The organism is Leucobacter sp. OH1287 (genome assembly GCF_003859945.1).
Classification (GTDB): domain Bacteria; phylum Actinomycetota; class Actinomycetes; order Actinomycetales; family Microbacteriaceae; genus Canibacter.
The window spans coordinates 36,103-58,212 of sequence record NZ_RQYM01000004.1; the positions used below are offsets into that span (position 1 = coordinate 36,103).

At 61.2% G+C, this 22,110-nt stretch carries 17 protein-coding genes; 5 read left to right on the top strand and 12 right to left on the bottom strand.

The genetic code is table 11. The annotated features are described in order from the left end of the window. Nucleotides 1-69 precede the first annotated feature (69 nt). The 8 genes from hpf to EII30_RS03215 all read right to left on the bottom strand — a co-directional run bounded on the left by hpf (nucleotide 70) and on the right by EII30_RS03215 (nucleotide 10,575). A complete protein-coding gene (gene hpf / locus EII30_RS03180; protein ID WP_124885891.1) occupies nucleotides 70-729 on the bottom strand; it encodes a ribosome hibernation-promoting factor, HPF/YfiA family in 660 nt (219 codons plus the stop codon). Between the two features lie 120 nt (nucleotides 730-849). Next, entirely contained in the window at nucleotides 850-1,599 is a 750-nt protein-coding gene (locus tag EII30_RS03185) for a ComF family protein (RefSeq protein ID WP_124885892.1), read from the bottom strand. Nucleotides 1,600-1,712: 113 nt separating this feature from the next. Continuing rightward, nucleotides 1,713-3,377, bottom strand: coding sequence for an LpqB family beta-propeller domain-containing protein (locus EII30_RS03190; RefSeq protein WP_124885893.1), 1,665 nt, complete (start codon nucleotides 3,375-3,377; stop codon nucleotides 1,713-1,715). Further along, on the bottom strand, nucleotides 3,364-5,046 hold the full coding sequence (mtrB, locus tag EII30_RS03195) for an MtrAB system histidine kinase MtrB (RefSeq protein ID WP_124885894.1): 1,683 nt from the start codon (nucleotides 5,044-5,046) through the stop codon (nucleotides 3,364-3,366). Before mtrB ends, EII30_RS03190 begins: the two co-directional genes overlap by 14 nt. Further along, nucleotides 5,046-5,735, bottom strand: a complete 690-nt coding sequence (mtrA, locus tag EII30_RS03200) for an MtrAB system response regulator MtrA (RefSeq protein ID WP_124885895.1) — start codon at nucleotides 5,733-5,735, stop codon at nucleotides 5,046-5,048. The genes mtrB and mtrA overlap by 1 nt, the downstream gene beginning before the upstream one ends. Nucleotides 5,736-5,764: 29 nt before the next feature. Next, a complete protein-coding gene (locus EII30_RS03205; RefSeq protein WP_124885896.1) occupies nucleotides 5,765-7,141 on the bottom strand; it encodes a DUF5719 family protein in 1,377 nt (458 codons plus the stop codon). Beyond that, nucleotides 7,134-10,205: a glycosyltransferase family 2 protein gene (locus tag EII30_RS03210; protein WP_199731552.1), complete on the bottom strand. Its 3,072-nt coding sequence runs from the start codon at nucleotides 10,203-10,205 to the stop codon at nucleotides 7,134-7,136. Before EII30_RS03210 ends, EII30_RS03205 begins: the two co-directional genes overlap by 8 nt. A gap of 52 nt (nucleotides 10,206-10,257) precedes the next feature. Beyond that, entirely contained in the window at nucleotides 10,258-10,575 is a 318-nt protein-coding gene (locus tag EII30_RS03215; RefSeq protein ID WP_124885897.1) for a WhiB family transcriptional regulator, read from the bottom strand. A 268-nt stretch (nucleotides 10,576-10,843) separates the two neighbouring features. Between EII30_RS03215 and EII30_RS03220 the strand changes: the two genes are divergently transcribed. The 4 genes from EII30_RS03220 to EII30_RS03235 all read left to right on the top strand — a co-directional run bounded on the left by EII30_RS03220 (nucleotide 10,844) and on the right by EII30_RS03235 (nucleotide 16,384). Beyond that, nucleotides 10,844-12,208, top strand: a complete 1,365-nt coding sequence (locus EII30_RS03220; RefSeq protein ID WP_124885898.1) for an O-antigen ligase — start codon at nucleotides 10,844-10,846, stop codon at nucleotides 12,206-12,208. Nucleotides 12,209-12,356: 148 nt separating this feature from the next. Beyond that, nucleotides 12,357-14,285: a glycosyltransferase gene (locus EII30_RS03225; RefSeq protein ID WP_124885899.1), complete on the top strand. Its 1,929-nt coding sequence runs from the start codon at nucleotides 12,357-12,359 to the stop codon at nucleotides 14,283-14,285. Further along, nucleotides 14,286-15,521, top strand: coding sequence for a glycosyltransferase (locus EII30_RS03230; RefSeq protein WP_124885900.1), 1,236 nt, complete (start codon nucleotides 14,286-14,288; stop codon nucleotides 15,519-15,521). Nucleotides 15,522-15,628: 107 nt separating this feature from the next. Beyond that, nucleotides 15,629-16,384: a hypothetical protein gene (locus EII30_RS03235; protein ID WP_158608645.1), complete on the top strand. Its 756-nt coding sequence runs from the start codon at nucleotides 15,629-15,631 to the stop codon at nucleotides 16,382-16,384. A 125-nt stretch (nucleotides 16,385-16,509) separates the two neighbouring features. On the opposite strand, the gene EII30_RS03240 is transcribed toward EII30_RS03235, so the two are convergent. The 4 genes from EII30_RS03240 to EII30_RS03255 form a co-directional block, all read right to left on the bottom strand. Next, the gene (locus tag EII30_RS03240) at nucleotides 16,510-17,598 is read right to left on the bottom strand and encodes a peptidoglycan bridge formation glycyltransferase FemA/FemB family protein (protein WP_124885902.1); all 1,089 of its coding nucleotides are present in this window, start codon (nucleotides 17,596-17,598) and stop codon (nucleotides 16,510-16,512) included. 64 nt (nucleotides 17,599-17,662) lie between these two features. Then, a complete protein-coding gene (locus tag EII30_RS03245; RefSeq protein ID WP_124885903.1) occupies nucleotides 17,663-18,889 on the bottom strand; it encodes a glycosyltransferase in 1,227 nt (408 codons plus the stop codon). Beyond that, a complete protein-coding gene (locus tag EII30_RS03250) occupies nucleotides 18,886-20,115 on the bottom strand; it encodes an acyltransferase (RefSeq protein ID WP_124885904.1) in 1,230 nt (409 codons plus the stop codon). The genes EII30_RS03245 and EII30_RS03250 overlap by 4 nt, the downstream gene beginning before the upstream one ends. A gap of 8 nt (nucleotides 20,116-20,123) precedes the next feature. After that, nucleotides 20,124-21,206, bottom strand: a complete 1,083-nt coding sequence (locus EII30_RS03255) for a glycosyltransferase (RefSeq protein ID WP_158608646.1) — start codon at nucleotides 21,204-21,206, stop codon at nucleotides 20,124-20,126. Nucleotides 21,207-21,394: 188 nt separating this feature from the next. Between EII30_RS03255 and EII30_RS03260 the strand changes: the two genes are divergently transcribed. Next, nucleotides 21,395-22,105 carry a glycosyltransferase family 2 protein gene (locus tag EII30_RS03260; RefSeq protein WP_199731553.1) on the top strand — a complete coding sequence of 237 codons (711 nt, stop codon included), beginning with the start codon at nucleotides 21,395-21,397 and terminating at the stop codon, nucleotides 22,103-22,105. Nucleotides 22,106-22,110 lie beyond the last annotated feature (5 nt).

Here is a 22,110-nt window from a genome sequence, read left to right on the forward strand (position 1 = left end):
AGCACCGGATCGCTTTTATCTTCAGCTAACGCTCGATAGCGCCAGCAATTTCAGTCACAGAATCTGCTGTTACTCCTCAGCGTCTTCCAGGCTGATTACACCGTAGTTCCAACCCTTGCGCCTGTAAACAACGCTCGGTTTATCGGTTGCGGCGTCAACAAACAGGAAGAAGTCGTGGCCGACCAGTTCCATGCGGTCAACAGCCTGCTCAACCGTCATCGTCTCTGACGGGAATGATTTGCTGCGGATCACAACCGGCGACTGCGCCTCCTGCTCCCCGCCATAATCTCCCCCGTGCTCACCGCTGCCAGCCTCAGCAAGTTCCTCGGCACTGACCGGGCTAAACACCGATGCGTCAGCCGGGGTAATGTCGATTTTGCTGAAGTCTGCGGCGGCTGCCTCGCCAAGCGAGGTTAGCCCACGCTTGTGGTCAACCTTGCGCTTGTCTTTCATCCGACGCACCCGCTCAAGTATTTTGCCGTAGGCGATATCAAACGCGGAGAAGTTATCGCCGCTGTTTGCCTCGGCACGCACAACCGGCCCCGGACCGATAATCGTAATCTCAACCCGGTCACCGTGTTTAGGGCTTTTGTCGTTAACACAGCTAACACGAACCTCGAAAGACTGTGTTTTAGGCAAAAGCGTCTGTATCTTCTCGGTTTTACTCTCAACGTAGTCTTCAAACCGACCGCTTAGTTGTGCGTTAATCGCGCGGATGTTTACGTCCATTTTGCCCTCCTCGGGGTTAAGACGGTGGCTCCGGGTGGGAGCAACGTTACCCGCCTTAACAACATTTTACTCTGGCTTTGTTTAGCTCGCACTGCCTATTAGCTTTGTGAAAGCTGGAAACTATTTCGGAGTGTGCAACATCACCCGGTAGAGCGCCGCCGCTGCCGCAACCTGATAGCCCGCAGCGCTCAGGCAGAGAGCCGCACCGCGCAGGGTTGCCCCGCTCGTACAAATATCGTCAAACAGCACAATCTGCCGCCCCCTAATCTCCCTCGCACGCCTGCCCACGCGGATCCGCAACGCATTCAACTGCCTCGCCTGCTGCCCCAGCCCCACCTGCCCGGTGCGCGCACCCGTGGCCGCGAGCGCCTCACACACCCGCTGATCCCGCACCCCGGCAACGCGAAGCAGCAGCCGCAGGTGGTGATAGCCTCGCTGACGCACCCTGCTGCGCCGGGAGGGAATGGGGACGAGCACAATGTTGCGCGGATCCACCCCCTGCCCAGCCAGCTCGCTCACGGTGTGGTTGATTAGCGCCCGCACGCCGGGACGCAGCAGCTTCGCAAAACCGGGCATGTCGCGGTGTTTCAGCGAGACGATCAGCGCTTTCAGTGCGCCGTCGTAGTGCAGCAGCGTCCACACGGTTAGGCTTTCTGGCTCACCGGAGGGTGAAACCCCGAGCGGAACGCTGATGCACTCGGGCAGCTGTTGCTGTTCCTCGGCGATAAAGGCGCGGCAGCCCGCACACAGCAGCTCGTTGACTCGGCCGCAGCCGCAGCAGCGGCTTGGGAAGAGCAGGGTTATCAGCTGCTGCAGCAGCGTTGTCGCCCAGCGTCGCAGCAAAGTCAGGGATTGTTTCGGGGTTTTCACACAGTTATTCTCTGTCGTGCGGGCAGACGGGAGACGCGAAACCGGCAAACTGTGGAAAACTTCCGCGGCGACGCGGTTATCCACAGCGGCAAAACAGCAACACTACGGCCGGTCTAGCCCCACTTCACGAGCACGTCCACGCCCTTCAAGCGCTGCTGCCAGCCGTTTAGTCCGCGCGGCTGGAACAGCTCACCCGAGCTGGTTAGCACCCTGATGCCCGATGACCCATCAACCCCCGTGATCCGCAAAGCCCCCGACAGGCTGCCCCTGGAGGAGCTGAACAGCCCCGTGCCGCCGACGGTTATCGCCTTGGTTTCGGAGCTGCCGGAGATAACGGCAACGTGTTCGTTATCAACCCAGTCCATGTCGACGGCGGATCCGCTCGCGCTCATCGCCAAAACCGGGCTCGCCGCGGTAAACGACGGCTCGTTCGTCTCGCTGCGCACAATCGACAGCACCTGCACCTGCGTCACCGTCTCAACCTGCAGCATCACCGCCAGCCTGTAGCCGTCGGGAGAAACCCGGAACTGCACCAGCTGACCGGGCAGTTCCGGCAGCTCCAGGATTTTTGCGCGCTGATCCGGGTGCCACACGTGCAGCTCCCGCGAGCCGGTAACGGAGCTCCAAACAAAACCCCACCGATCAATCGACGGCGGTAAGAATCCGCTGCCACCCGAGAGCAGCTGGGTGCCCTGATCGGTTGCGTAAACAAGCCCCTGACCGGTTAACATCGCCGCCGCCCGGCCGTCAGAACGGAGCGACACAGTGCTCGGTTTCGCGTTCGCGATCAGGCTGGAATAGCTAAGCTCCTGCCCCAGTTCGGTGCCCCGCTGCACAATCACCCTGTCGTCAGTGAGCACGTAAGCAGCGCGATCCGCCCGGCCGCTGGAGATATTCTCAACCCGTTTCTCGGTGAGCTCAACCCCCTCGATTGCCAGTTCGAAGGTATCAACGTTGGGCACACCAACCAGGCTGCGACTCAGCTGCGTAATCAAGCGTTCCCGCGCCGCACCGGTCACAGCACTGAGCGCGCTAGACATGTCAATCTTCGCGCGGCCGTCAACGATTGTGACGGTGTTACCGATCAGTTTCGAGTTTGCGGGGAACTCGGTGTGCGCAATCTCGGCAAACTGCTCGCTCGGGCCGGCGATCAGCGCCTGCACAATCTGGGTTGCCGCGCGGCTGCGCTTCGCAAACCAGCGCTCCTCCGCGATCATGTCCCCTTTACCGTCCGGGAAATAGAGGGTGTAGGCGTTTAACAGGCTGGTGAACACGGTTTTTTCGAGGACAATTCCGGTGGGGGCTGACGCGATCCGCCACTGCTCACCGATCCGCTCAAACTCAAACCGCAGCTCCGCCTGCGTGCCCGCAACCGAGTTGGTTAAAAGCCCGTGATTGTCGACCCGGCCAAGCTGCTGGGTAACAACCGTGACAATATTCGCCTCCGACTGTTTAAACTCGCGTGTGCCAGAGTCCACCAGAATCCCCGCGGTTGGCGACCACAGATCGGCGTAGCTCGGGCTTAAAAACTCGCGGGCGACAGCGTAGTTCTCGTCCGGCGAGGCGGCCGCCTGCAGGAAGCCGCGCAGAATATCCTCCTGCGTCGCCCCATCCTGCGGACCAACCGCGTCATACACAACCGGCTGCTCAACCTGCGACAGGTCCGAAAGCCCGGTTCTCACCTGCCCGCTGTCGGGCACGTTCTGGAACCCGGTAGCGACAAGCGCACCAACCCCGACAATCGCGAGCCCGGCAATCACCCAGTTACTTCTTGCCATCGTCGCCCCTCCGCAACAGCCACCGGCTCGGCCGCTTCACCCAGTCGGTCACCGTCTGGCTCGCGTCAGTGCCCGTAACATCCTCGGGAACAAGCGGCAGCGGCGACAGGAAACTGTCAAACGAGTCCGAGCGCGGCAGCGTCAGCCTAAAGTTCGAGCCAACGTTCGGCTCCGACCACAACTCAATAACGCCGCCGTGCACAGCCGCGTCCTCCTGCGCGATCGCGAGCCCCAGACCGGTGCCCCCGAGGGTGCGCTTGCGTGACGGATCCGCCCGATAAAAACGATCAAACACCCGCTCGGCCTGGATCTCGTTCATGCCAATACCGTAGTCGCGCACCGCAATCGCGTAGGCGGTTGTGTTGGAGTCGATTGTCACAATAATAGGGTTGCCCTCACCGTGCTCAATCGCGTTACCGACCAGGTTAGAGACGATGCGGCGGATCCGGCGCGGATCCACATCAATCGCACTGTAGCCACCGAGCGGGCGCACCTCGATAATGCTCTCAGACAGCGGCTGCAGGTCAGCAACAACCTCCTGACAGAGCGATACCAGGTTGGTTGGTTCGGTCTCAATCTGCACCCGGCCTGCATCGTAGCGGGAAATCTCCAGCAGGTCCTCAAGCAGCCGCTCAAAACGGGTCACCTGCTCGGTGAGCACCCGGGCGGCACGCTGCTGCCCGGCAGGCACCTGCTCGTCGGAGGTGTTTAACACCTCGGCGGCGAGGCGAATCGTGGTCAGCGGCGTCCGCAGCTCGTGCGACACGTCAGAAACAAACCGCTGCTGCATAGTTGAGAGCGTGTCAAGCTCTTTAATCCTGGCGTTAAGCGTGTCCGCCATCTGGTTAAAGTTGTCGCTCAACTCATCAAAGTTGTGATCGTTCTGGTGCCGCATCCTGGCATCGGTTTCACCCTCCGCGAGTTGGCGACTAACCTGGGCTGCCATGCTGATCGGTTTAAACACGATCCGCGACATACTCCACACCAGCAGGCCAATAAACAGCATCAGCACAACACCGGTGAGAATCAGCGTCTGCGCAATAAAATCGAGCGTCGTTTTTGTCTCGGCAAAACTGTAGGCAATAAACAGGTTGTAGTTGCCAGTGTTCCCCGGGAAGGAAAGCGTTGTGCCAACGATTATGCCCGGCGCTGCCTCCCCCGGCCCGGTTTCCAAGCTGACATACTGCCACAGCTGCGGCTCTTCAGCGGTGATAATTTGCTCGCTGAGCTCCGCCGTCACCGCCTTGGGAACAGCCTCGCTCGTGCGAAAGTTTAAGGGTGCCTCGGTGGATCCGTCCTGCCCCGGCTCCCGGCGCACATAAATCGCCGAACTGGAGCTGGTGTCGCGGATCGCGGCCCTCACCGACAGCATCAGCGACGCGAGCGCCTCCCGGTCGGTTGCCTCGGTTGAGTCGATCAGCTGCTGGGCAACAGTTGTTGAGCGGGCGCTGTCCTGCAGGGCGGCGTTCAGCTTGGTTGAGTTCAAATCCTCCCGCACACTGCTCAAAATAAACGCACCGGCGAGCGCGATCATGCAGAAGGTGATAACGCCCGTAATGGTCATCAGCCTGAGCGCGAGCGAGCTGCGCCAGCGGCGGCGGAACGTGCCCAGCACCGGGTCGCTGAACCGATACCACTTCAGCAACCAGCGCCGGAATTGATACCGCATTATTTTTTGGGTGTTCCTGCCCTGTAGCCAACACCGCGGACGGTCAAAATATAGACCGGATTGTCTGGGTCTCGCTCAATCTTGGAGCGCAGTCGCTGCACGTGCACGTTCACCAACCGGGTGTCGGTTTTGTGCCGGTAACCCCACACCCGCTCCAGCAGCGTGTCACGGTTGAACGCCTGTTTCGGGTTGCGCGCCATAATCACCAGCAGCTCAAACTCGAGCGGGGTGAGTGAGATGGTTTCGCGGCCGCGCATCACCTCGTGGGCGGCGAGATCAATCTTCAAATCGCCCAGCTGCAGCGTCTCCGACTCGGTTGTTTCCGGTTTTGGCTCACGCAGTCGGGCGCGGATCCTGGCAACCAGCTCGGCAGGGTTAAACGGCTTCAGAATGTAGTCGTCGGCGCCAGCCTCGAGCCCCTGCACAACATCGGTTGTGTCGCTTTTGGCGGTCAGCATAATAATCGGCACACCCGACTCGGTGCGCAGGCGTTTACACACACCAACCCCGTCAATGCCAGGCAGCATCAGATCGAGCAGCACCAGATCCGGTTTTGTGGTTTGGAACAGTGAGATCGCGCTTTCGCCGTCTGCCGCGTGAGTTACCGCAAAGTCTGATCCCTCCAGCACCATCGTCAGCATCTCTGCCAGGTCTAGGTCATCGTCTACGACCAGAATGTGTGCGCTCATAACTACCTATTTTATTGCCTAGCGAATGCTTATTGGGTATAAACCGTCAGGTTTTCGCTGTTGGTTTTTGCTGGCGGCACCGGGTATGCTGCGCCGCCGTCTGCCAGGATCCGCACCCCGGCGTAAACACCCGCCGGTGAATGGATCGTGAAGATTGAGCTCGGGGGTTTAGCGACGGTACCACCGCCAGCTGGCAGTGTCAGCTCGGTTTCGGAGCCGTCCGCACCGAGCAGTTTCACGCTCGCTTGCGACTCCCCGGAGTTTACGAGCACCAGTTCACCGCCGGAGATCCCGGCCACCGCTGTCTCATCACCCCGCAGCAGCTCCTCCGCCGGGCTGTACCAGACCATGTCTGCTTTGCCGTTGCCGAGCACGCTCGACTCTACCGCGCCAACAACCGCAACGTCAGCGCTAATCTCGGCGGCGATCGCGTCATCCGGCCAGTTAGCGAGCGGGGTTTTGGTGACAATTCCGGCGATCAAATCGACGTTCGCGATCTCCTGCGCAGTGCCGTCCGGGCGGATCGCGCGAACAGTCGCCTGCCCCGCCTCGCTCGGCGCCAAAAGCACCAGTTCCTGTAGCTCGGTTGCGCCCGCGTCGCTGTCTCCCTGCCCGTCAAGCACCGCCTTCACGCCGGGAATCACCAGCCGCTGTTGCGGGGTGCCCTGCGATGCCACAGTGTCCGCGCCAACCGCACGAATATCAATCTGCGCGTATGTGCCAAGCGTCGCCACAACCGCCGCGCCGGTCGCCTTCACCCGCACCGCCAGCTGCTCCTCATCGGTAACAATGCCGTTAACCGCGATTGTCCGTGACTGTCCCGCGGGCACAACAATACCCGAGCTTGTCTGGTTGCCCACAATCCCGGTGGATCCGTAAACCTCCAGCGTCACCGTCGCCGCCTGCGCGGCCGGGTTAGACACTGTCACGGTTGTAACGTTACCGGTTGTTGTTTTGCCGCCAACCAGCCACTGATCGGAGCTCGGCTCCTGGCAGGCGTAGGCGGTTAAACCGGAAACCGTTTCGGAGTTAAGCTGCTGGGTTGCGGCGGCGGTCAACTGCGCGGTTGCGCCCGCTGTGTAAACCGCTCCGGCCTGCTCCTCCCCGCCTGCTTCACGGGCGAGGGAGCGCGTCTGCTCACTGTTTGCAACTACGCTCTGGCGCCCCTGCGGGACCGCGAGATTCGGCTGTGCCGGATCCGCCCCCAGCTCGGCGAAAGAGCCGCTGCAAACGACTGAGTGGTTTGCAGCGCTGGCGGTGTCAACCACAACGCCCTGCGGCTTCGCAATAACCTCCGGTGTAGGCAGGGTTTGCAGCGCTAAAACAGCGGCACCCGCGACCACGGTGACCGCAACACCGGTTGCTGCCCGCCCAAAACGGCGCATCGACTGTGTGTCCTTAGTCATGCTTCGAGTCCTCCCCCAACGGATCGTTCTGGTCGCCGTCACCGCCCGCTGTCGGCTCCTCAGCTGGTGCGGGCTCGACGGTGTCTGCCGGCGCCTCGGCCGTGGCCGGCGCCGCCTCAGCATCGGCATCAGCTGGCTCGGCCGCTGCTACCTCGGCAGCCTCCGCCGGATCCGCCGCCTTAGCCGCAGCGACCTGCCCCGCTGGCACAGCGACCTGCCCCGCTGGCACAGCGACCTGCCCCGCTGGCACAGCGACCTGCCGCGGCTCGCGCGGCTGCCGCTTTTTCACGCGCGGCCGTTTCTCCGGCCTCGCAACAACCTCACCGGTTGGCAGCGCGAGCAGCAGCATGCCAACAAGCAGCAGCGCCTGCACGATCCACACCGATGTCGCTGTGAAGCGCAGCTTCGCAATCTTAATCACCGGGTTCTCGTCGACCGGCTCTGCGGCGGTTTCAGCGCCCGGGTCGCTCACCGCCGAAACCCGCCAGAGGTGGCCGGTTGCGGTGTCTCCGGCGCCCGCCAGCGCACCGTGCTCCTCAATGGTCGCCTGCAGTTCGGCGCGTTTCGCCGGGTCGCCGTCAGCGTTCAACAGCACAAAATCAATCCGATTACCGCTCAGCTGTTCCGCAAGGTTGGTGGAGCCGTTGGAAGCGAGCGCACCAACCAGGGTTGCCAACTGTTCATCAGAGCTGTTCGGCTGTGAACGGTAGGCGGCGGTGCGAATCTCGTCAAACCGTAAGCCCGGCCCGGTAACAACCCGCGCCGTCACACTGTTGTCGCTGTTCGCCTCCAGCACGAGGGTGCGCAGCTGCGGATTCTCGCGACCCGCCGCCTGCACAAGCGACGGCATCTGCTGGGCTGCGTTCCGCACCTCAGCCCTGCCGATGACAAGGTCGGCGAGCAGCGGCAAAACCACGACCAGGTTGAGCAGCAGCGCAATCGCAACAAGCGGTTTAGCGCCGCGACCCAGCACGGCGGAGCCGTTGGCTGCGAGGGTGACTATCGCGATCCAGTAGAGAGAAAGACCGGAGCCTGTCCAGAGGTTGATAACCTCCGCACCCTGGGTGGTTAGAGCGAGGTGGGCGGAGGCGACGGCGGTGATTAGGCCGAGCCCGCCAAGCAGTGAGGCGAACACGGTGACGTTCGCTTTGCCCGTGTAGGCGCCGAGCAGCACCAGCAGAATCAGCGGCAACAGCAGCAGTCCCACCAGCAGCGTTGTTGGTGCGATATCGATGCCGAGGTTCGCGGTTATGTCACCCCAGCCCTCAAGCCCAAACTCGGGGAAGCCGAGCAGCAGGTGCGGCAGCGTGCTCGGGGCATAGGAGGAGGTAATGCCGGGGTCGCGCAGCACACTCAGCAGGTCACCGTGCAAAACCGCGTGGATCACAAGCGGCAAGAACAGCGCCGCCGGGGCGATCGCGATTGCGGCGTAGCGGACGATGCCGCGCGGGTGGGTGATAATCCCAACAATCCAGAACAGCAGCGCCGCGGGGATCAGCACCGGCGCAGCGGCAAGCCCGATCAGCGCGAGCAGCGAGGCGGTGCCTGCCCACGCCCAGGACTCGTGCGCGCGGGTTGCGGCGATTAGCAGCCACGGCAAAACAACCGCGAGCACGATGGTTGGCAGCCTGCCGTGATCGAGCGAACCGAGCAGCACCGGACTGAACGCCCAGGCAACGCCGGCGAGCACCCGACCGGCCGCTGAGGAGGTGAACTGCGCACCCCACAGCCAGCCGCCGAGCGACGCGAGCGGGATTGCGGCCGCGAGCAGCAGCACCAGCGACAGCGACGGGTTGAACGGGGTGAGCGAGCCGAGCAGCGCGAGAATCCAGGTGAACGGATCCGCCGGGATACCCTCGCTCAGGTGGGTGTTACGCCACAGCTCCCCGAGGTCGCTGAGCGGAATAATCCCGCCGCCGAGGGTTTGCTGGCCAAACAGCCACCAGGTCAGCGCAACTGATACCGCGACGCTCACAACCAGCAGCCCGAGCCCGCCGGTTGAGATAAAGTGCAGCTCTTGCCGCTGTCTGCCCTGCGCCGCGAGAATCGCCTCCCGGTCGATTGCGAGCGCGGTGCGCACGGTTTTCGGGTCGGTTCTTAGGGGGCGGATCGCACCCCACCCTGCTTTGTTGTTTAGGCGCAGTCGCCTCCGCGCGCGGATCACGCGCACCGGCGTGAAGAAAACGCGCAGTGTTGCGGCGAGCTCACCGGGGATATTGCCGGGTTGTTCGCGCAGCAGCAGCCAGAAGACGCGGAAGATTGCGAGCGCCGGGAGCAGGATCCACATCAGGAACGCGAGCGGCGCGGGTGCGTAAGTTAGTCGCCTGTGCAGGTGGGAGAGACGTGCCTGGTGGTGTGCCTGCCGCAGCACTTTTCGGCTGCGGTCGATGCGGGGACCTGCAACACCGCTGAGTGCGTAGCGGACGCGCGATTTTGGTGCGACAACGACGCGGTAGCCGGCGAGCCTGGCGCGCAGGCTGAAGTCGAGGCCGTCATCAAAAACCGGCAGTCCGGGGTCGAATCCGCCGAGCTCCTGCCAGACCTGGCGGCGCACCAGCATACCCGCGGGGCCGACACCGAGTGTGTCTTGGATGTGGTCGTACTGCTGCTGGTCGAGCTCCTGGCGGCGCAGTTTCCAGCGGTTGCCGTAGCGGGTGAGGCTCTGGCCGAGCTCAATAATTCGCTCGGGGTGATCCCAGTCGAGCAGTTTCGGGCCGGCAACAGCAACCGACGGTGCCTTCTGCACCGTCCGCAAAATAGACCGCAGCGCTTTCGGTTCGGGGGCGGTGTCCTCCGCCAGCAGCCACAACCACTCCTGTTCACCGTCGTGGCCGATTGCGCGATCCGCCGACGCAATTGCTGCACCGTAGGCAAGATGTTTGCCGGTAACAATTACCTGATCCGCTCCCGCCTCAGCGAGCTGCGCCGCGAGCGCTTCGTTGCTGCCGTTAACAACACCGATGAGTCTGTCTGGTTGGCGCGTCTGTGCAGCCAGAGCCGCTAGTGTCTCGTCTAGTCTGTCTCCGGTTTGTGCAACTAAAATTGCGGTAACTGTTGTGCGCATATCATTTCAACGATAATTAATCGTCTGTATGTTTGTTAGCTGCCGCGCCCTGTTACGCAGATTTGCGTCGCAGTTTACGCCTTTCTCGCTCAGACAGACCGCCCCAGATGCCAAAGCGTTCATCGTTTTCAAGCGCGTACTCCAGGCACTGCGCCCGCACATCGCACTGACCGCAGATACGTTTTGCCTCGCGGGTTGATCCGCCCTTCTCGGGGAAGAAAGCCTCGGGATCGGTTTGTGCGCAGAGCGCATCGGCCTGCCACGCGAGCACCTCATCGAGCTGCGGATCTCGCACGCCGGGAACACCTAAGTAGACCGGATCAACAAACCAGTCGCCTGGCACACTCGAGCCGGGGAGCTGCTGTGACATACTACGGCTCCTTTCTGCTTACCACTGTTTGCCTCCACAACCGCGTCTCATTTGTGGTGAGTTGCGATTATTAACAACTAATTACACACGTGTAACTTTGGTTTCGTCAAGTTTTGCACGCTAAACCCTGAAGCTGGGGTTGAACCTTTACCCGCCCGTATTGTGCTGTCTGATCGCCGGTTTCGGTGTTAGCGCGGGGCAGCCAACACCGCGGCAGAAACGACGCGGCACAGTGCAGAAAGCCCGCCAATCAAGTACCATCAAATGTATGAGCTCCAACAAAACAAGACTCGGCATAAGCGCGTACACGATCACGGTGTTCTTTGTGATGTTGGGCGGCAACGCGGTGCGCAACACGGTCGGCTGGGTGGGCTTCTTTGTGATCTGCGCACTGCTCGTGGCTGGTGCGGCGGTGCTGCTCGTAAAAGAAAAACCGGACCGCCTCAACTGGACCCGGATGCCGAAGGGGCTGCTGCTGTTCCTCGCGCTCGCTGGTCTGTCGATTGCCTGGTCCGCTTACCGTTTCGAATCGCTGCTCGGGTTTATTGCGCAGCTGGCAACCAGCTTTGTCGCCGTTGTTTTGGCGGCGGTGCTGTCGTGGCACGAGATCCTGCGCACCCTGGGAACCGCGCTCCGCTACCTGCTTGGCCTGTCGCTGGTTTTCGAGTTCGGCGTTGAGCTGCTCTTTGGGCGACCCATTTTGCAAAACTTTATCACCGTCGAAAACCCCGAAAAACCGTCGAAGCTGTTTTACTGGAGTCGCTCACTGCTGTTTGACGGTGGCCCTGTGCAGGGGCTTGTCGCTAACTCGGTGCTGCTCGGTTTTATCGCGCTGATCGGCCTCATCGTTTTCGCCATCCAGCTGCGCGCGGGACTCGTTAGACCGTTCGCCGGCTGGTTCTGGGTGACTGTCGCGGTCGCAACCCTCGCCCTCACCCGTTCGGTGACGGTGCTCGCGGCACTCGCCGTGGTTGTTATCACGCTGCTGTTTGCGCTCTGGACCCGCCGGGTCGGTGTGAAGCGGATGCCGGTCTACACAACCGGCGCGGTGCTGCTCGCTGGCTCAGCCGCCGCCGTGTTCTTCCTGCGTGACACCCTGCTCGCAAAAATCGGCAAAAGCCCAACCCTCACTGGCCGCTCAGAAACCTGGGAGAAAGTGACCGCGCTCGCCGAACAGAAGCCGATCTTCGGCTGGGGCTGGGTGAGCCACTGGACTCCGTGGGTTGAGCCGTTTAAGAGCCTCGACACTAAAAACGGCATCCAGGTTATGCACGCCCACAACGCCTGGCTTGATGTGTGGCTGCAGCTCGGCTGGGTTGGTGTGCTGTTCTTCGCGGTGCTGGTGCTGGTGACGCTGCAGCGGGTGTGGTGCCGCGCGGTTGACCAGCCGCGGCGCGGGTATGCGGATCCGCTGCCCTACGCAACCAGTTCGCTCTTCCCGCTGCTGGTTATGACGGCGCTGTTTGTGCAGAGTTTCTCGGAGAGCCGCATCCTCATCGAGGGCGGCTGGCTGCTCTTGATTATCTTTGCGGTGAAGAGCCGCATCGACTACGAACTGCCGACCAAGGCGGACGAGCCGAGCCGGCTGCCGTGGAGCAATGTCCCGATCAGTCAGGAAAGCCGGGCGGCGTAACGGGCTCCGCCGGAAAGCAGTGAGCACACTGCCTGCCGGACCCGCTCGCCCGACCCGCTCGCCCGACCCGCTCTCCGAGAAACCCTAAGCTTGATCATCTACACTAAAGGGGTACCGCTTTAAACCCAAGAACTCGAAAGGCGTGACAGTGGCAGTTGTCCTGCAGAACGTGGTTTTTCCGACTAACCAAGATCCTGACGTCCTCCCCCTCTACGCGGATCCTGAAACCTGGGCAACCGTCAAGTGTATGCCACTGCGACTGAGCGACAGCGCGAGCATCGACAATGTGCTCTCCCGGCACAGCGCCCGTGTGCGCCCCGGTAAGCGCGTCTCCTACGCAACCTACTTCAACGCCTTCCCCGCATCCTACTGGCAGCGCTGGACGGTTGTGCGCGATATCACCCTCAACATCTCAACCAGTGGCACCGGCACGGTTATTGTCTACCGCTCCAACTCTGGCGGCCAGCAGCAGCGTGTTGAGAGCCGCACCGTGAAGGGTGACGGCGTTAACAACGTCTTTCAGCTGCCGCTTAACAGCTTCGGTGACGGCGGCTGGTACTGGTTCGATTTGATCGCGGGCAGCTCCGAGCTGGTGCTTGAACGCGCCACCTGGGAGACAACCGCCAAACCGGTGAAAACCGGCAAGGTGAGTCTCGGCATGTGCACTTTCAATAAGGCAGAGTACTGTGTTGAAACCCTCGCAAATATTGCGGCGGATCCGGCTCTGCGCGAGGTTGTTGACAAGATCCTGCTCGTCGATCAGGGCACCGCGAAGGTGAAGGATCGCCCCGAGTTCCCGCAAATCGCAGCCGAGCTGGGCGACCAACTGCGCGTCATTCACCAGGGCAACCTGGGTGGATCCGGTGGCTACAGCCGTGCGATGGCAGAGACCCTGCAGCTTGCGGACACCGATTTCCTGTTGCTGCTCGACGACGACATTGAGTTCGAGACTGAGAGTGCGATCCGCGCCCTGCAGTTTGGCCGATTTAGCAGCAACCCGGTGATCGTTGGCGGTCACATGTTCGACCTCTACGATAAACCGGTTCTGCACGCCTGGGCGGAGCACGTGAAACCGGGGCCGTTCCTGTGGGGGCCGAGCTTCCCGGAACAGCACCGCCACAACTTTAAAGAGTCCAACCTGCGGCAGACCCCGTGGATGCACGCGCGCCTCGACGCCGACTATAACGGCTGGTGGATGTCGCTGATCCCGAAACAGGTTATCGCCGATATTGGGCTGTCGCTGCCGGTGTTTATTAAGTGGGATGACTCCGAATACAGTCTGCGGGCGGCGGAGCACGGCTACCGCACCGTTTCACTGCCGGGTGTTGCGCTGTGGCACATGTCGTGGCTCGATAAGGACGACAGCCAGGACTGGCAGGCTTACTTCCACACCCGCAACCGGATTATTGCCGGTCTTTTGCACTCAACCCAGCCGCGCGGCGGCAAACTGATGCAGAACAGTAGCCGTCAGGACATTAAAAAGCTTTTGAACATGCAGTACTACGCGGTGCAGCTGTCGATTAACGCGATGCGTGACGTGCTCGCCGGCCCCGAGAAACTGCACAGCACCATTAAAACGGTTATGCCGGAGGCGCGGGCGCTGATGAGCGAGTTCGGTGAGACCAGGGTGTGGCTGCCGGATGACGAGGATCACCCGGTTAGCCGCGGCGGCCGGTCACTGCCGATTATTCAGGATCCAACCTGGTTCGAGGAGGAGAGCCGTCCCGAGCTGCAGTACCCGACCGGGATTAACCTGGCGCTGTTCACCGCAAAAACCGTTGCGAAGCAGTGGCTGCGAGAGGACGCAACCGACAAAATCCCGGAGCTGGAGTATGCGAAGCGTGACGCGCTGTGGTGGCATATCCCGAAGCACGAGAGCGTGATTATTGGATCCGCTGACGGCCGCGGCAAGATGTGGTATCGCCACGACCGCGCTAAGTTCCGGCGGATGCTGCGCGAGATTCAGGTGCTGCGGCGCCAGATTGAGCGCAACTGGGACACCCTCGCGAAACAGTACCGCGAGGCGCTGCCGCACATCACCTCGGTGGAGATGTGGCTGGAGACGTTTGAGAAGTAAATGCGCCTGACAATTGTTTCCCGGATTTACCGGCCTGAACCCTCCGCCGCCTCGAACTTCCTGGGCGCGGTGGCTGACGCTGCCACGGATGCCGGGCACACGGTGACGGTGCTGACCGCGAAACCGCCGCGGCACCTCGCGTCTCAGGGGCGGGGCAAGCGCGGGGCTCAGCGGGGAACCCAAAACAGCGCCTGGCGAGGCAGTGCCGCCGACGCTTTAGGGGGCGGCGAAACCGTTAAAACCTTCCCGGTATTGCGCGATAAAACCGGCTATGTGCGCGGCTACGCGCAGTACATGAGTTTCGATATTCCGCTGTTCTTCAGGCTACTGTTTCACAAGAAACCGGATGTGCTCTATGTTGAACCGCCGCCAACCACCGGCGCGGTCGTCCGCGTGATCTGCGCGCTGCGGCGTATCCCCTACGTCTATGACGCTGCGGATCTGTGGTCGGAGGCGGCGGTTAACGCAACCGGTTCCAAGCTGGTGCTGCGGGTTTTGCGCGCGCTTGAGTCGTTTGCGTTGCGCGGTGCGGATCACGCAACCACCATCTCGGAGGGTGTGCGGGTGCGCCTGGCTCGCTTCGCACCCAAACTGCCGGTGACGGTTGTCGGTTTCGGCGCCAACACTGAGAGCTTCAAATACACGCCCGCGCCGGTTGAGAAACACTTTGTTTACGCCGGCACCTACTCGGATATTCACGGTGCCGAGGTGTTTGTTCAAGCCTTCGCCGAGTTCAGCAGGCAAAACCCGGGCTACCGGCTAACCTTTGTCGGCAACGGCACCGTCGGCCAAACACTTGAGGAGTGCGCTTCCTCACTCGGTATCGCCGATCGCTTCGCCGTTTTGGCACCGATCACCGAGCCGGAGCTGCAGCAGCTTTTAAGCGGATCCCTCTGCTCACTCGCGAGCCTAAAACCTGGTGTCAACTACGACTACGCCTTCGCAACCAAGATCTACTCCGCGATCGCGAGCGGCTGCCCGGTTATTTTCGCGGGTATCGGGCCAACCGTCGATTTTATAACGGAGGCTAAGGACAGCGTCAAAATCGGCGAGGCGACTGCCCACGACGCCGCGGCGGTTGCCGCCGCTATGCAGCGATTGGCAGCGGATCCACTAACCCCCGCAGAACGCCAGCAGCTCGCCGCCTGGACAGACCAGCAACACTCCCTAAAATCAAGCGCTAATCGTGTGCTTTCGGTTATTATGGAGACGCTGAAAAACCCTCGCCGCCGCTAGCAATTTTTGCTGGGACGGGCTTTGTTTACCGTCTGTTAACCAAGATGTAAACCGCTGGTAACCATTTTTCGGGCACAGTATCTTATTCATCTGAAACAATGAATAACATGAGTTTTGCTGCCCTAAAAAAGCTGAACCTCACACCCCTCTCAAAACGTGTTAGCGTTGTGTTGCTGCTGGGTGCTGTGGCTTTGGTTGCGATTTCCGGAATCCTCTATCTCTGGGTGCTGCTCACGGGTTTTGAGAAGGCGAGCTGGCAGTACGGCGCGTGGAACCGCTTCAGCGTCGCCCTCGAATCGAACATCGCCGCCTGGTATGCCGGGGCTCTCTGGCTAACGCTCGCCTACGCGCTCGCGTTCATCGGAGTCATCGCTGACCGCAAACGCATCAACTGGTTCCTGCTCAGCGCCGTCGCCGTCTACGCCGCAATCGACGAAATAACCGTGCTGCACGAGTACTACTTCTTGCTCGGCGACCACATAGCAAAACTACTGCCGTTTATCCCGGTCTCCTACACCTGGGTGCTGATCGGCATCCCGCTGGCGCTGCTCGTGCTTGTGCTGTCACTGCCGCTCGTGAAAATCCTCCCCCGCGGTGTCAGCAACGGTCTCTTCCTCGCCGGTGGCACCTTCCTGCTCGGCGCCATCGTGTTTGAAACAATCGGCGGTCACATCGAGATTTTGCACAACTACGACATCACCTGGCACTTTATGCTGGAGGTGCACGCTGAGGAGCTGCTCGAGTTCTGCGGCGTTATCTTCGCAATCGCCGCGGTGCTGCAAATGGCGGTTGTGGATCGCACAGCAACCGGCTTCCATCTCCGTTTTCGGGGCTACGCCGACGCGGTGCCGCAGGCGGCCTAGCGCGAGAAGGGCACCAGCGCGGTGACCAGCCCGCGCGCAAAGCCTGCTGTTGCGAGCGCGACCTCCTAGCGCGAGCGGCCTGCGCTACCGCCTAGCACGGCGACCCGCGTGATCCACCCGCCCTGCTAGTACATTGTGCTGTCGCCGTAGCGGCGACGATACAGTTTTGCCGCGAGCCGCGCCCCGAAGCGGCGCCACAGCCGGTACTGTGCTGGCCGAAGCGGCAACTCCAGCGCGCCAATGTAGTCGGTGCGTTTGCCCGCGAAGGCGAGCTTGAACTTGCCGAGCCCGTATGACGGGTGCTCCGCGGTGCTGTTTGCCCAGCGTGGTGCGATACCGCAGAGGTCCAGGCGGGTTGGTCCCGCCTCCTTGGCGTCGACGATCATCTGCCAGATAACCAGGTTCGACATGCCCGGCGAGGTGCGCGGCCGGTCGGATCCACCGTCTTTATAGAAGGCGGTCTCGTTAACCCGGATCATGTACGACATCACGGCGGGCTCGCCCTCACCGTCGGCGGTGCTGTAAAAACGCCCATGATCGCGGCGACTGAACTCGTTCCAGAGCAGTTCAGAGTGGTTTTGTGCGCGCAGGAAGAGGACAGCGGATCCGCCGCCAACAAGCCGCATCAGCCGGTGCATGTGGGCATGGGTTGCTGCCGTGTTTTCGGGGCTAATAACCGTGACGTCATCGCGTTCGGCGCGGCGCAGGTGGTTGCGGCAGGTGCCCTTAAAGTTTGCGAAGATCTCAGAGAGTTCGGGGGTTAGGTCAACGATTGCGGTGTTGGTGTCGCCCTGCACCGGGTCAACCCGCTGGTAGCCGAGGTTTTTCAGCTCGACCTCGGTGACATCGTCCTCCAGCAGCGGCGGGTTAGCGACGATCGCAAATACGCGGCGCTGCTGTTTCGCGAGCTCGCGGAGAGCGGCGGTGTGCGCGGCAAGCTCCGAGGTTGTGACGGCGGCGGGCCCGCACGGCAGATACCAGAGTGTTCCGAGCAGGGGGACTTTGCAGGCGAGAATCTGCGCGTAGCTGTGCGCGGATCCGGCAGCGGTTTCAAACACAACCTGTTTTACCCGCCAACCGAACTGACCCTTGACCGTGGCGAAGGCGAGGGTGTTTTGGTAGCGGGTGCCGCCGGGGTTGTCTCCGATGAGGGTGTCCCAGCTTTCACGCTCGACGGGGTTTGCAAAACGAGCAAGCAGTTTTGAGAGAGACATAACCCCTCTATTCTAGATTTATACGCCTGTATTTAACGTGAATATCACCGATTGGCGCATAAATTTAGGAATCTAACCAACCCTCGCTGAGAACCCGGGCGCTGGCTTTGCCGCTGTGGACCTCGCGCACAAACTCCTTCCCCTCGGCGGCGAGCTTGTGGATCCGCCCCCGATCTGTCACGAGCTCGGTGATAACCCGCTCAATCGTGTCGGGCGTCGCCTCAACAATCGGCAACTCAAGGCCGGACTCCTGCAGCACAGTTTCGCGGGTCGCCTCGGTGATGTGGCCGAGCACAACACAGCCGGCCGCCATCGCCTCAATCGCGGTAACACCGTAGCTGCCGAGACGGAACTGGTCCAGCACAATATCCGCCTCACCGTAGAGCTCCGGCATCTTTTCGGACGGGATGCCGACCACGCGCCGGTACTCAATCAGCCCAGCGTCAGCGAGCCGGTGAAGCGCCGGCTCAATCAGGTCTGTGCCCTTAATCAACGGTTTGCTCGGCACGTGCACGACCAGCGGCTTCTCGCGGTCGCCGCTGTGCTGCTTCTTCGCGCCGAACCACTTGGCGGTGTCGATAACGGTTGGGCACCACCTCGCCTCCGGCAAGAACAGCTGCAGATCGGGGGTTGAAACAAACACCCTGCCACCCAGCGACTTGAGCGCCGCAATATTGGCGCGCGCCATCCGCTCCTCACCCTGCCAGTAGTAGCCGGGGTCGTGGAACAGCGACCACGGTGACTCCCTGCGGTGGATCGTGGGGACGCGCACATCGGTTCCGTGCGCCAAAAACGCGACGTTCAGGCCGCGCGACCGCAGCTCCCTCACCTCCGCGCGCAGTGACTTAAAGCGCCGCCCCAGAATCTGCCGCTCCGCTTCGATCAACACGTGGCTGCACTCGGAAACGGTTGCGAGCTGCCGATCCTGCCAGCTGCGGGATCCGGCATAGACGTGCAGCGGAATCTCGGTGTCGGTGGGGAACGCAAACCCGCCCGGCACCTCAACCGCGTAGGCATACGCCCAGGTGTCCTCACGGTGCTCCTCAAGCGCCCGCGCCCACAGCGTGCCCTGCCCCGCGTAGTTAACCGGGGCGATAACCACCCGGGTTGCCACCTCAGCCGGCACCCGCGGCGGGGTGAGCTGCGGTTTCTTCTCGCCACGGTACTGTGAGAGGATCCGCAAAACCACAACCGGGGTGTTTGTCATCGCGTAGTCGATCAGCCGGTTAACAAACCGCGGCAGTCGGTTGCGGTTATTCAGCAGTTTGTAGACGAGCTGCAGCGGGTTCATCGGGCACCTCCCGCAGGGTTTGCGGCCTTGGCGGCGGGATCCGCGGCTACGGGCGCTGGTGCGGGATCCGCCCCGGCGCTCTTTGCGGCCTTGGCGGCGTCGTGACGGCTGCGCCACCCGCGAATTACCCGCTCACACGGCTTTTCAACGAAACTGTGCAGCAGCCAGGCGAGCGCTAGCGCGACCACGAAAGTGACCGCGTACCAGCCGAGGTTTCGCCAGCTGCTGCCCTGATAACCGAAGATAGCGAGGAACGTATAGAGCACGGTTGCGTGCACCAGATAGAACGCGAACGACACCTCACCGAGCTTCACCAGCACCCGGTTGCGGTAGCTGGAGAAGCCGCCGCGAATATCGCGCAGCGCAACACTGTAGATCAGCAGCGCAAACAGCAGCACCAGAATCGGCACGATCAGTTTGCTAAACACCGCTATCAGATAGATATCTGGGAAGCGGGGAGCCACAAACACCTGGGCGACGACCACGGCGGCGATAGCGGATCCAACCAGCAAAGGCGGCACCTTCACCCTGACACCGCTCATCAAAAGCAGCGCGAGCGCAACTCCGAGGGTGTACTCGCTAACCCGCGCAACCGGGGGCGGGATCATGTCAAACAGCTCAGGTGCTTTCAGCTTCCCGATCGGGTAGGTGACGATCGCGGCCGCGCTAACAACCGCCAAAACCGCGGCGCCGCGGGCACGCAGTCCTCGCATCGCAACAAACAGCAGCGGTGTGATCGCGTAAAAGAAGAACTCCGCGGTCAGCGTCCACGCAGCCGGGTTACCGGAGAACAGCACAACCGGATCATTCGACCAGCCCTGCAAAAGCGGGATAGACAGCGAGAGAATCCCCCAGTCATAGGGTTTAACCCAGTCCGCCGACGCATCCGGGTTGGCGCTGTAGAACACCGGCAGGGCGATCAGCAGCGCAACAAAGTGGGCCGGGTAGATCCTGCCGAAGCGGCGCCAGTAGAAGGTTGGCGCGGAGGTGGAATCACGGTGTGACCAGGCGATAACGAAACCGGAGAGCACAAAGAAGAAGGCAACACCCATGTAGCCGTAGTTGGCGAGCCCGCTAACACCGGGCAGCTCCGCGAGCACCCCCATGTGAAACAGGAAAACCCCGAACGCCGCCCACCAGCGAAGGCCCGTTAGTGAGTCAAGCCGGGGCCGTGGGGAAACAAATATCGAGAGGCGCCGCTCGGTTGTTGTGTGTGCCAGGGTCATTCCTTATTTTACTTTCCAAATCTCTGCACGAGCAGCTGCGCAATCCGCAACCGCAGTGGTGCCTGGGGGTGTAATAGATGTTTTAGATTGCTGGTTAGCACCGTGTCAAGGCCTGTGAAACGGTTGGCGCGCGCTGCGAGTTTGTGGAGAGCATCGCCCCTCACCTCACCAGAGACAATCCCACCAACAAACTGGGCCTCAGCCCTAGACAAAACCCGCAAAACAGAAGGCTCAGCAGCAACAACCAAACGAGTCACACGCTGCAACTCCAAAAACTCATCACCCTCAAGCTGCCCACCAGACCGCAACAAAACCGTGTTCCCAACAACCTGCCGCAAAACCTGACTAAACACCGCAACCCGAGACGCCCGCGACCCAAAATACGGCATCTTCGGATCAAGCAGCAGCGACACAACCGCCAAATCCTCTGTAAACGAACGAGAAGTATAAGTCACCCTGTCGGTTTGGTCCTCAAAACCAACATAACAGCGGGAGCGCGGCGCAAACACAACCCGACTACTAAACCACAGCCGCAAGCTCAAAGGCTGATCCTCACCGGTAGCAAGCCCCATCTCAAGCCGATAATCTGCAAGCGCCTCACGACTAATCAACCCCAAGGGCGCAACCCGGTAACTAAGCCGATCTAACACCGGATCACAAACCCGCTCACGCCCAAACAACCAACCCGGACGCACCGGCGGATACGAAAACACAGCACCGTGATTGAACCTAATCGGCGCGATAACAACCCCCGCCTGATGCTTCTTCGCCAACGCAAGCCACTGATCCAGCGCGCCAGGCTCAAGCGCATCATCAGACCCGACCAGTGAAACCCAGGGCGCATCCGCCTGATCAAAACCATAGTTCATCGGCCCCGCCGGGCTTTTCACACCGTCGTTAAACTCCAACAGCCTAACCCTGGGATCCGCCGCCAAAACACCCAACCGGTCACGAATCGGATCCACCTCGGTGTTGTGCACAACAACTAAAACCCGAACATCACACTCGTTCTCCAAAACCGAAGCAACAGCGCGCTCAATCGGCCGCTCAGGCGTGTGCACAGCAATCACAACATCAACAACAGACCCCACAAACACCCCTTACAAGTCGTTTTCGGCACTGTCTTAAATTTTAGTCGGTGAAAGCTGCGTATCTGCGGCGGATACGCCCGGTTTTTAAGGAGGCGGCAACCCGACTAGAGCGGCGAGCGCCCGAGCGATCCCCTAAAAGCACTGATCTTCCGGTTACTTAGGCGGTCGGACGCTATAGAATGGAAAGCATGACAGCCGACCCGCAACTCAGCAGCACAGCCGCGAGTGATTTAAAGCACGCCGACACCTGGATTGTTATTCCACTGTTTAACGAGGCGACTGTCATCGCTGACGTTGTTGCTGAGCTGCGTGAGCAGTACAGCAATGTGCTGTGTATTAACGACTGTTCAACCGATAACAGCGCAGCGGTTGCTGCCGCGGCGGGCGCCGAGGTGATAAACCACCCGATTAACCTCGGGCAGGGTGCGGCGCTGCAGACCGGTTTCGACTATGCGCTGGAGTGCGGAGCGAAATACGTTATCACCTTCGACGCTGACGGCCAGCACCGACTGGTTGACGCGAACGCGATGCTCGCGCTTGCCCGCGAGCGGGATCTCGCGATTGTTTTCGGATCACGCTTCCTCGACGACCGTACCAAACCGGGACTGTTGAAGAAGATTGTCCTAAAAACCGCGGTGTGGGCAACCAACCTGGGCACGCGCATGAAACTCACCGATGCCCACAACGGGCTCCGGGTGATTCGCGCTGATGCGCTGCGACTTATCCAGTTGAAGCAGGATCGGATGGCTCACGGCACCGAGATTGTTGTGCAGCTCGGCCGCACCGGGCTGCCGTGGGCGGAGCACCCGGTTGAGGTTATATACACCGACTACTCCAGGGCTAAAGGCCAGTCGCTGCTCAACTCGATTAACATTCTGATCGACCTGATTATTAGGTAGGCACC

Bases quoted from the DNA above. Each gene is read 5' to 3' on its own strand.
- EII30_RS03240 (WP_124885902.1), bottom strand. From the start codon at position 17,598: ATGTCTCTCTCAAAACTGCTTGCTCGTTTTGCAAACCCCGTCGAGCGT.
- EII30_RS03220 (WP_124885898.1), top strand. From the start codon at position 10,844: ATGAGCTCCAACAAAACAAGACTCGGCATAAGCGCGTACACGATCACG.
- mtrA (WP_124885895.1), bottom strand. From the start codon at position 5,735: ATGAGCGCACACATTCTGGTCGTAGACGATGACCTAGACCTGGCAGAG.
- EII30_RS03260 (WP_199731553.1), top strand. From the start codon at position 21,395: ATGACAGCCGACCCGCAACTCAGCAGCACAGCCGCGAGTGATTTAAAG.
- EII30_RS03215 (WP_124885897.1), bottom strand. From the start codon at position 10,575: ATGTCACAGCAGCTCCCCGGCTCGAGTGTGCCAGGCGACTGGTTTGTT.
- EII30_RS03205 (WP_124885896.1), bottom strand. From the start codon at position 7,141: ATGACTAAGGACACACAGTCGATGCGCCGTTTTGGGCGGGCAGCAACC.
- EII30_RS03210 (WP_199731552.1), bottom strand. From the start codon at position 10,205: ATGCGCACAACAGTTACCGCAATTTTAGTTGCACAAACCGGAGACAGA.
- hpf (WP_124885891.1), bottom strand. From the start codon at position 729: ATGGACGTAAACATCCGCGCGATTAACGCACAACTAAGCGGTCGGTTT.
- EII30_RS03190 (WP_124885893.1), bottom strand. From the start codon at position 3,377: ATGGCAAGAAGTAACTGGGTGATTGCCGGGCTCGCGATTGTCGGGGTT.
- EII30_RS03245 (WP_124885903.1), bottom strand. From the start codon at position 18,889: ATGAACCCGCTGCAGCTCGTCTACAAACTGCTGAATAACCGCAACCGA.
- EII30_RS03230 (WP_124885900.1), top strand. From the start codon at position 14,286: ATGCGCCTGACAATTGTTTCCCGGATTTACCGGCCTGAACCCTCCGCC.
- EII30_RS03250 (WP_124885904.1), bottom strand. From the start codon at position 20,115: ATGACCCTGGCACACACAACAACCGAGCGGCGCCTCTCGATATTTGTT.
- EII30_RS03235 (WP_158608645.1), top strand. From the start codon at position 15,629: ATGAGTTTTGCTGCCCTAAAAAAGCTGAACCTCACACCCCTCTCAAAA.
- mtrB (WP_124885894.1), bottom strand. From the start codon at position 5,046: ATGCGGTATCAATTCCGGCGCTGGTTGCTGAAGTGGTATCGGTTCAGC.